This window comes from Microbispora sp. H10670 (assembly GCF_014161385.1).
GTDB classification, from domain to species: domain Bacteria; phylum Actinomycetota; class Actinomycetes; order Streptosporangiales; family Streptosporangiaceae; genus Microbispora; species Microbispora triticiradicis.
Genome location: NZ_JABBWW010000002.1, coordinates 438,734 through 446,472 on the forward strand (window position 1 = coordinate 438,734; position 7,739 = coordinate 446,472).

Sequence of the window (7,739 nt, forward strand, 5' to 3'; positions counted from 1 at the left end):
TCGCGTTCGAGGGCAGCCATGAAAGCCGTGGTCTACGAAGGTCCCCGCAAGGTCCGTGTCGCCACCGTGCCGGACGCCCGGCTGGAGCGGCACACCGACGTGCTCGTCCGCGTGACCGCGGCCAACATCTGCGGCTCCGACCTGCACATGTACGAGGGCCGCACCGACTTCGAGCCGGGCCGGATCCTCGGTCACGAGAACCTCGGCGAGGTGGTCGAGGTCGGTGCGGCCGTCGACCGGGTCAGGGTCGGCGACATGGTCTGCATGCCGTTCAACGTCTCGTGCGGCTTCTGCGCCAACTGCGAGAACGGCCTGACGGCCTTCTGCCTGACCACCAACCCCGAGCCGGGACGGGCAGGCGCCGCCTACGGCTACGCCGACATGGGCCCCTACCAGGGCGGCCAGGCCGAACTGCTGCGTGTGCCGTACGGCGACTTCAACTGCCTGGTGCTGCCCGAGGACGCGCGGGAGAGGCAGGACGACTACGTGATGCTCGCCGACGTCTGGCCCACCGGCTGGCATGCGACCGTGCTCGCCAGAGTGCAGCCGGGCGACACCGTCGTGATCTACGGCGCGGGACCGGTCGGCCTGATGGCCGCCTACTCGGCCCTCCTCAGGAACGCGAGCGGCGTGATGGTGATCGACCACCATCCGGACCGGCTGGCCAAGGCCGAGGAGATCGGCGCGATCGCGATCGACGACTCCGTGTCCTCCCCGGTGGAGCAGGTCCTGGAGCTCACCGAAGGCGCGGGCGCCGACCGGGGCTGCGAGTGCGTGGGCTTCCAGGCCCACGACCCGGAGGGCGACGAGCATCCCAGCATGACCCTCAACAACCTGGTCAAATCGGTGAAGTTCACCGGCTGCATCGCGGTCGTGGGCCTGTTCGTCCCGACCGACCCCTGCGGCGGCGACTCCCTCTACCGGCGGGGAGCGGTGGCGATCGACTACGGGACCTTCTGGTCGAAGGGGCAGACGATGAGCACCGGCCAGTGCAACGTGAAGAACTACAACCGCCAGTTGTGCGCCCTCATCCACGAGGTCGGCGCCCGGCCGTCCTGGATCGTCTCCCACGACCTGGACATCGACGACGCGCCCGAGGCGTACGCGCGCTTCGACGCGCGGGACCGGGGCTGGACCAAGGTGGTCCTGCACCCCGGCAAGCCCGACTGACGACGGCGCCGGCGGTCGCGGGTCGCGTTCCCGGGCCGGCGTTGGCAGGTCGTGTTCGCAGGCCGGCGTTGGCGATCAGTGCGAGTCGCGCGGCACCGGGTGACCGCTGGAGCCGGTGAGAAAGCCCAGATCGGCGCCGGTGTTCGCCTGGCCGACCGTCTCGACGTACAGGCGCTCCCAGCCGCGGCTCGGGGCGGCGAAGGCCCTCGTCATCGCCGGGGACGGCTCGCGGGCGGCCCACTCCTCCGCCGGGACCTCGACGTCGAGCCTGCGGGCGTCGACGTCGAGGACGATCATGTCGCCGTCGCGGACGAGGCCGAGCGGGCCGCCCGCGGCCGCCTCGGGCGCGACGTGCAGGACGACCGTGCCGTAGGCGGTGCCGCTCATCCGCCCGTCGCACACGCGGACCATGTCGCGTACGCCCTGGGCGAGCAGCTTGGCGGGCAGCGGCATGTTGGCGACCTCCGGCATGCCGGGGTAGCCCCGGGGCCCGCACCCGCGCAGGACGAGCACCGAGTCGGGCGTGACGTCGAGGTCCGGATCGTCGATCCTCGCGTGGAAGTCCTCGACGGAGTCGAACACGACGGCCGGCCCGCGATGCCGCAGCAGGTGCGGCGAGGCCGCGGCCGGCTTGATCACCGCGCCGCCGGGGGCGAGGTCGCCGTACAGCACGGCGATTCCGGCGTTCTCCAGCAGGGGCGTCTCGCGGGGCCGGATGACCTCGGGGTCGTGGATGCGCGCGGCGCCGAGCCAGTCGACCAGCGGCCGGCCGGTGACGGTGATCGCCTCCGGGTCGAGCAGGTCGCGGACCTCGCGCAGGACGGCGTGCAGGCCTCCGGCGCGGTGCAGGTCGTCCATCAGGAACCGCCCGGCGGGCAGCAGGTCCACCAGCAGCGGCACACCCGACCCCGTACGGTCGAAGTCGTCCTGGGTGAGCTCCACCCCGAGGCGCCCGGCGATGGCGAGCAGGTGGACGACGGCGTTCGTGGACCCGCCGAGCGCGGCGAGCGCGACGACGGCGTTGAGGAAGGACCCGCGGGTCAGCACCGTGCTGGGACGGCGGTCCTCGGCGACCATCTCGACGGCGAGCGAGCCGCTGGCGTGGGCGGCCTCCAGGAGCCTGCTGTCGGCGGCCGGCGTGCCGGCGACGCCGGGCAGGGTCATGCCGAGCACCTCGGCGAGCAGCCCCATCGTGGAGGCCGTGCCCATCGTGTTGCAGTGACCCCTGCTGCGGATCATCGACGACTCCGAGCGCATGAACTCGGCCTCGGTCAGCGTCCCGGCCCGGACCTCCTCGCTGAGCTTCCACACGTCCGTGCCACAGCCGAGCGGGACGCCGCGGAAGTGGCCGGTGAGCATGGGCCCGCCCGGAACGACGATCGCGGGCAGGTCCACCGACGCCGCGGCCATCAGCAGCGCGGGGATCGTCTTGTCGCACCCGCCGAGCAGCACGACCCCGTCGACCGGGTTGGCCCGCAGCAGTTCCTCCGCGGCCATCGCGGCCATGTTGCGCCACAGCATGGCCGTGGGGCGCACCTGCGTCTCCCCCAGCGACACCACCGGCAGGTTCAGCGGGACGCCGCCCGCCTCCCACACGCCGCGCTTGACGTGCTCGGCGACCTCGTCGAGGTGCGCGTTGCAGGGGGTGAGGTCCGACGCCGTGTTGGCGATCGCGATGTGCGGGCGCCCGTCGAAGGCATGGGCCGGCAGCCCGCGCCGCATCCACGCGCGATGGATGTAGGAGTTGCGGCCGGCTCCGCCGTACCACTCGGCGCTTCGCGTCCCCATGCGGCACCCAGGTTCCTCGGGAGGTCAAAGACAGATGTCAGAGACAGAGGTCAACGACTCTGCGAGGCTAACCCACGCCTCACTTGTCCCGAAAGAGCCAAGTGATCCACTTTTCTCCCAGTCGCAATCGTGGCGCCAAACGACCTAATATCCGGAAATATGACCAGGCGGTTCACCGCGACCCAGGCCGGCCGGGACGTGTACGCACTCGGCGAGGGTCCCGTGTGGGATCCCGCCCGAGAGCGCCTGCTGTGGGTGGACATCGACGCGGGCGCCGTACACGAGGGACGGCTCGACCCGGCGAGCGGCGCGATCGAGGCCGCCACGCTGCACACCTTCGGCGGCACCGTGGGCGCGGTCGCCGTCTCCGCCGAGGGCGACCTCGTCGTCGCCGAACAGGCGGTCCTCACCAGGGTCGGCGTCACCGGACGGCGCACCGAACTCGCCCGGGTGCTCCCCCCGGACGTACGGAGCAGGCTGAACGACGGCGCCGTCGACCCGGCCGGGCGCTTCCTGATCGGCAGCATGGCCCTCGACGACCGGAAGGGCCGGGAGGTGCTGGCCCGGCTCGACGGCACGGCCCTCGTCCACCTCGACGAGGACCTGACCCTGTCGAACGGCCTCGCCTGGAGCCCCTCCGGCGACCGCCTCTACAGCGTCGACAGCGTCCCCGGGGTGGTGTGGGCGCGCGACTACGATCCGGCCAGCGGCCGGACCGGGCCGCGGCGGGAGCTGTTCACGCTGGACGACGGGCCGCCCGGCACCCTGCCCGACGGGATGTGCGCCGACGCCGACGGCAACCTCTGGATCGCCGTCTTCGGCGGCGGGCGGGTCGAGTGCCGCGATCCGGCGGGCCGCCTGCTCGCCGTGGTCGAGGTCGGCGCCCCGAAGCCCACCTGCCCGGCCTTCGCCGGGTCGGATCTCGACATCCTCGTGATCACCACGGCGACCGAGAACATGTCTCCCCGGGAGCTGGCCGAGCACCCCGGTTCGGGGCACCTGTTCACCGCCAGGGTCGGCGTACGCGGCCTTCCGGCACCCTACTGGAGGCCGCCGGTCGCCCCTTCCGTATCGTGAGGCTCCGCCCGTGAGCAGATCGTGAGCGGGCGGCGGACACCGATCCGCGGCACGGAGAACCACAGCACGGAGAACCACTTGCACCACCACTCCCCCGTCGGCGCAGCCGCATCCGTCCTCCCGCCCGGCCGTACCGTCCGGCCGCACCGGTAGGGGGCGGGCGCATGCGGGCACTGGTCATCACGGGACCCGGCGCGGCCGAGGTCCTCGACGTCGAGCCGCCGGTCGCCGCGCCCGGGCAGGTGGTCGTCGACGTCGAGCGGGCCGGTGTCTGCGGCACCGACCTGGAACTGTTCAGCGGCGCGATGAGCTATCTCCACTCCGGCCAGGCGTGGTATCCGCTGCGCCCGGGGCACGAGTGGTGCGGGGTCGTCACGGCGCTCGGGGAGGGCGTCGACCCCGGCTGGCTGGGCCGCCGCGTCACCGGCGACACGATGCTCGGCTGCGGCCGCTGCCGCTTCTGCCTGGCCGGCCTGCGTCATGTCTGCCCGGACCGGGCCGAGATCGGGATCCGCATGGGCTTCCCCGGAGCGCTGGCCGAGCGGCTCGCCGTACCGGCGTCGGCCCTGCACGCGCTGCCGGAGACGATCGACGCGACGCTCGGCGCGCTCGTCGAGCCGGGCGCCAACTCGCTGCGCGCCGTACGGGCGGCCGCCGCTGGGCCCGGCGACCGGCTGCTGGTGCTGGGCACCGGCACGATCGGGATGCTCGTCGCGCTGCTCGCGCGGGCGCGGGGGGCCGAGGTGCACCTGCTGGGCCGCGACGAGCCCGCGCTGCGGCTGCCCCGCGACCTCGGTTTCGGCGACGTGTGGACCCGCCCGTCACTCCCGTCGCACCCGTGGGACGCGGTGGTCGACGCGTCCAACGCGGCGGACCTCCCGGCGCTCGCGCTCGACCTGGTCAGGCCCGCGGGCCGGGTAGTGTATATCGGAATCGCGGCCTCCCCCAGCCGCGTCGACACCCGCGACCTCGTGTTCAAGGACGTCACCGCCGTCGGCGTGCTCAGTGGCTCGGGCGGCCTGGCCGGAACCATCGAGGCGTACGCGGACGGATCGGTCGACGCCCATCCACTCGTGGCGGCCACCGTCGGGCTCGGCGACGCCGCCGAGGTGCTGGCGGGACGACGCCCGGCGGGCGCCGGGCCGGGCCCCAAGATCCACATCGATCCGCGGCGATAGCGGAGGCGCTCGCCCGCCTCTGAGGGAAAGCGATGAGATCATGAGCCTTACCGATGCCGGAGCGCGCCGGCTGACCCAGCCGGACCCCGCCGCCCTCGCGGCGGTGGAGGCGGCCGTCCCGGGGATCACCCGTGCGCGGGCGAGCGACCGGCTCGGCATGGCGCACGACGCCTCGCACTACCTGCTGACCCCGCAGGCGGTGCTGGTGCCCGAGAACGCCGAGCAGGTCGCGGCGCTGCTGCGGACCGGCCTGCCGCTGACCTTCCGTTCCGGCGGCACCAGCCTGAGCGGGCAGGGCGTGAGCGAGCACCTGCTCGTCGACACCCGCAGGCACTTCCGGGACATCGAGGTGCTGGACGACGGCGCCCGCGTCCGGGTGCAGCCCGGCGCCGTGCTGCGGCAGGTCAACGCCAGGCTCGCGGCGTACGGCCGCCGGCTCGGGCCCGACCCGGCCAGCGAGGCGGCGTGCACGATCGGCGGGGTCGTCGCCAACAACTCCAGCGGGATGACCTGCGGCACCCACGCCAACACCTACCGGACGCTGGAGTCGATGGTCCTCGTGCTGCCGGGCGGGACCGTCGTCGACACCGGCGCGCCCGACGCCGACGCGCGGCTGCGCGCCCTGGAGCCCGCGCTGGCCGAGGGCCTGGAACGGCTGCGCGACCGCGTCCGCGGCAACCCCGAGTCGGTGCGGCGGCTCAAGGCGCAGTTCGCCCTCAAGAACACCATGGGCTACGGCCTCAACAGCTTCCTCGACCACGACTCCCCGGCCCAGATCCTCGCCCGCCTCGTCGTGGGCAGCGAGGGCACGCTCGCGTTCGTCGCCCGGGCCGTCCTGCGTACGGTGCCGGCACACCGGCTCGCCGCGACCGGCCTGGTCGTCTTCCCGACCCTGCGGGCGGCGATGGCGGCGGTGCCGGAGATCGTCGCCGCGGGTCCCGCCGCCGTCGAACTGCTCGACGCCGAGTCGCTGCGGGTCGCGCGGACCGACCCGGGCGCCGACGGCGTCCTGCGCGCGCTGGAGGTGCGCGACCACGCGGCGCTGCTGGTCGAGTGGCAGGAGTCCGCGCCCGAGGTGCTCGCCGCCCGCGAGCGGGACGCCGCGGAGGTCTTCGCCCGCCTCAACCTCGCCGCCCCGGCCCGGCTGAGCGGGGACGCCGCCGGCCGGGCGGCCCTGTGGCGCATCCGCAAGGGCCTGTACGCCGCGGTCGCCGGGGCCCGGCCCAGTGGCACGACGGCGCTGCTGGAGGACGTGGCCGTACCGGTGCCCGCCCTCGCCGACCTCTGCGACGACCTCGCCGGGCTGTTCGCCCGGCACCGGTACGAGCGCAGCGTGATCTTCGGCCACGCCAAGGACGGCAACCTCCACTTCATGCTGAACGAGCGCTTCGGCGACGATCCGGAGCGGTACGCCGGCTTCACCGAGGAGATGGTCGACGCCGTGCTCGGCCGCGGCGGCACGCTCAAGGCGGAGCACGGCACCGGGCGGGTCATGGCCCCCTTCGTCCGCCGCCAGTACGGCGACGAGCTGTACGAGGTCATGCGGGAGGTCAAGCGGTTGTGCGACCCCAGCGGCACGCTCAACCCCGGCGTCGTGCTCACCGACGACCCGCGGGCGCACCTGCGCGACCTCAAGCCCGTCGTCACCGTCGAGCCCGAGGTGGACCGCTGCGTGGAGTGCGGCTACTGCGAGCCGGTGTGTCCCAGCCGCGACCTCACCACGACCCCGCGTCAGCGGATCGTGCTGCGCCGCGAGATCACCGCGGCCCGGGCGGCGGGCGACGAGGCGCTCGCGCGGCGGCTGGAGCGGGAGTACGACTACGACGCCGTCGACACCTGCGCCGTGGACGGCATGTGCGCCACCGCGTGTCCCGTACTGATCAACACGGGCGACCTCACCAAGCGGCTGCGCGCCGAGCGCCACGGACGCGCGGCGCGGGCGGGCTGGACGTCCGCCGCCCGGCACTGGGGAGCGGTGACCCGGGCCATGGACCTCGCCATGGACGCCGCCGCGGCGGCCCCGGCCGGGCTCGCCGAGCGGGCGAGCCGGGCGGCCCGCGCGGCCGGCGACCCCGACTCGGTCCCCCAGTGGAGCCGCGACCTGCCGCGCGGCGGCGTCCCCCGGCGGGCCGCACCAGCGGAGCGGGCCGACGCGGTGTACGTGCCGTCGTGCCTGAACACGATGTTCGCCCCCGCCGACGGCGGCCCGGGAGTCATGGCCGCGGTCTTACGGCTCGCCGCACGGGCCGGTCTGCGCCTGCGCGTGCCGGAGGGCGTCCAGAGCCTGTGCTGCGGCACGCCGTGGTCGTCCAAGGGGTTCACGGAGGGCTACGAGGTGATGCGCGAGCGGGTGCGGGAGTCCCTGCTGACCGCCACCGAGGGCGGCCGTCTCCCGGTGATCAGTGACGCCGCCTCCTGCACCGAGGGGTTCGAACGCCTGGTCGCCGCGGCGGGCGGCGCGTCGGCCCAGGGCATTCCCCGGCGTTTCCTCGACAACATCCTGTTGTAGATGCGGCGGGCCGGCCT

Annotated in this window: 5 protein-coding genes; 4 read left to right on the plus strand and 1 reads right to left on the minus strand. The window is 74.0% G+C overall.

Features of this window, described 5'->3' with window-relative positions:
• Positions 1 to 18: 18 nt before the first annotated feature.
• The gene (locus HHX33_RS05675) at positions 19 to 1,170 is read left to right on the plus strand and encodes a glutathione-independent formaldehyde dehydrogenase (protein ID WP_182873630.1); all 1,152 of its coding nucleotides are present in this window, start codon (positions 19 to 21) and stop codon (positions 1,168 to 1,170) included.
• A gap of 75 nt (positions 1,171 to 1,245) precedes the next feature.
• Here the strand turns inward: HHX33_RS05675 and HHX33_RS05680 are convergent, their stop codons facing one another.
• Positions 1,246 to 2,958, minus strand: a complete 1,713-nt coding sequence (locus tag HHX33_RS05680; RefSeq protein ID WP_117408279.1) for an IlvD/Edd family dehydratase — start codon at positions 2,956 to 2,958, stop codon at positions 1,246 to 1,248.
• Between the two features lie 159 nt (positions 2,959 to 3,117).
• Between HHX33_RS05680 and HHX33_RS05685 the strand changes: the two genes are divergently transcribed.
• The 3 genes from HHX33_RS05685 (at position 3,118) to HHX33_RS05695 (ending at position 7,722) form a co-directional block, all read left to right on the plus strand.
• A complete protein-coding gene (locus HHX33_RS05685) occupies positions 3,118 to 4,035 on the plus strand; it encodes an SMP-30/gluconolactonase/LRE family protein (RefSeq protein ID WP_182873631.1) in 918 nt (305 codons plus the stop codon).
• Positions 4,036 to 4,199: 164 nt separating this feature from the next.
• Positions 4,200 to 5,213, plus strand: coding sequence for a zinc-dependent alcohol dehydrogenase (locus tag HHX33_RS05690; RefSeq protein ID WP_182873632.1), 1,014 nt, complete (start codon positions 4,200 to 4,202; stop codon positions 5,211 to 5,213).
• Positions 5,214 to 5,253: 40 nt separating this feature from the next.
• The gene (locus HHX33_RS05695) at positions 5,254 to 7,722 is read left to right on the plus strand and encodes an FAD-binding and (Fe-S)-binding domain-containing protein (RefSeq protein WP_259402154.1); all 2,469 of its coding nucleotides are present in this window, start codon (positions 5,254 to 5,256) and stop codon (positions 7,720 to 7,722) included.
• Positions 7,723 to 7,739 lie beyond the last annotated feature (17 nt).